This window comes from Serratia sp. CY76391, from assembly GCF_052166695.1.
Taxonomy (GTDB): domain Bacteria; phylum Pseudomonadota; class Gammaproteobacteria; order Enterobacterales; family Enterobacteriaceae; genus Serratia; species Serratia nematodiphila.
This window is the reverse complement of the sequence record NZ_JBJNOJ010000032.1, coordinates 1-731: the sequence shown is the minus strand read 5'-3', so window position 1 is coordinate 731 and position 731 is coordinate 1. Positions and strand designations below refer to the sequence as shown.

Sequence of the window (731 nt, the reverse complement as noted above, 5' to 3'; positions counted from 1 at the left end):
CCGCAGATCCACCAGTCGCGCCTCGACAGCTGGCCGCAGCACTACCCGTGGATCGACGCCGCCGGTTACGACTATTTCCGCAGCCGCCTCGGCCAGGCCAACCGCGACGTGGAACACGGTCTGGCGCTGGCGCTGGACTATTGCGACACCGTCGAAAAGCAGCAGCGCATGCTGGAAATCCTGCAGTTCAAGCTGGATATTTTGTGGAGCATGCTGGACGCCATGAGCATGGCCTATACCCTGAACCGCCCGCCTTACCACAGCGTGACCGCCGCGCGGGTCTGGCACAACCAGAGGCTGGTGTAATGACGCCGAACCCTGAACACACCCCCGTCTTCCGCCGTGGCTACCGCCTGCAATGGGAGCCGGTGCAAAACAGCCACGTGATCCTCTATCCGGAAGGCATGGCCAAACTGAACGACAGCGCCGCCGCCATCTTGCAACTGGTCGACGGCCACACCACGCTGAACGGCATCATTGCCCAGCTGAACGCCCGCTTCCCCGGCGCCGACGGGTTGGCGGACGACGTGCTGGAGTTTTTCCAGCGCGCCTACGAACAAAAATGGGTGACCTTCCGTGACTGAACCACGTGCGCCGGCGGTGAATCCGCCCCTCTGGCTGCTGGCGGAGCTGACCTACCGCTGCCCGCTGCAGTGTCCGTACTGCTCCAACCCGCTCGATTTTGCCGCGCAGGAAAAAGAGCTGACCACCGCGCAGTGGATAGAGGTGTT

General features: G+C 63.2%; 1 protein-coding gene and 2 pseudogenes. All 3 read left to right on the top strand.

Features of this window, described 5'->3' with window-relative positions; genetic code table 11:
* Window positions 1–306: pseudogene (locus ACJ8PN_RS25580) on the top strand (pyrroloquinoline-quinone synthase PqqC); the annotation flags it as partial.
* On the top strand, window positions 306–584 hold the full coding sequence (gene pqqD / locus ACJ8PN_RS25575) for a pyrroloquinoline quinone biosynthesis peptide chaperone PqqD (RefSeq protein ID WP_286093864.1): 279 nt from the start codon (window positions 306–308) through the stop codon (window positions 582–584). The pseudogene ACJ8PN_RS25580 and the gene pqqD, both read left to right, overlap by 1 nt.
* Window positions 577–731, top strand: a pseudogene (locus ACJ8PN_RS25570) (pyrroloquinoline quinone biosynthesis protein PqqE); the annotation flags it as partial. The gene pqqD and the pseudogene ACJ8PN_RS25570, both read left to right, overlap by 8 nt.

Coding starts and splice junctions, on each gene's coding strand:
- pqqD (WP_286093864.1), top strand. CDS start 306: ATGACGCCGAACCCTGAACACACCCCCGTCTTCCGCCGTGGCTACCGC.